This window comes from Stenotrophomonas sepilia (genome assembly GCF_003244875.1).
In the GTDB taxonomy this organism is placed as follows: Bacteria; Pseudomonadota; Gammaproteobacteria; order Xanthomonadales; family Xanthomonadaceae; genus Stenotrophomonas; species Stenotrophomonas sepilia.
Map to the genome: position 1 here is coordinate 1 of NZ_LXXZ01000017.1, position 678 is coordinate 678.

Genomic DNA, 678 nt, shown 5'->3' on the forward strand with positions numbered 1-678 from the left:
CCGCCGGCGGTGGCGGCGATCAAGCAGGCCTATCCGCAGGTCAGCGTGCACCTGCAGCAGGCCGGTGAAACCGACGCGCTGGACCGCTTGAACCAGGGTGACGCCGATATCGCCATCATCAGCACCGCAGGCGGTGAGCCAACTGATGGCATCGCAGTGCCGCTGTTCCGCTGGCGACGCCTGGTAGTGGTACCCAAGGGCCACCCGTTGGACCGCGCCGGCCGCGCACCGGACCTGGCCGCGCTGGCCCGCCAGCCGCTGATCAGCTACGAATCCTCAACCCGACCGAACTCATCCCTGCAACGTGCCTTCGCCACCAATGGGCTGGTGCCCGACCTGGCGCTGACCGCGCTCGATGCCGACCTGATCAAGACCTACGTGCGCACGGGGCTGGGCGTAGGCCTGCTGGCCGAGATGGCGGTCAGTTCCAATGACGAAGACCTGAGGTCGTGGCCGGCGCCGGATCCGATCAGCGAGTGCATCGCCTGGGCGGTGTTGCCGCGCGACCGCGTGCTGCGTGATTACGCGCTGGAGCTGGTGCATGTGCTGGCCCCACAGATTGATCCGCGCGACCTGCGCAGGGTGCTGGATGGCAACCAGGCCGCAGCGTGGCCGGTGCCCCCGACGTGGGAGTCATTGACCCAGACCATCACGGTGTGAGGTGGGTCGAGCAGGGCT

At 68.1% G+C, this 678-nt stretch carries 1 protein-coding gene; it reads left to right on the top strand.

Annotated elements, in window-relative coordinates; all coding sequences use genetic code 11:
* Window positions 1-660 (top strand): LysR substrate-binding domain-containing protein (locus A7X97_RS01680; protein ID WP_111007538.1); only part of this gene is annotated, 660 nt, incomplete at its 5' end.
* Window positions 661-678: the final 18 nt, after the last annotated feature.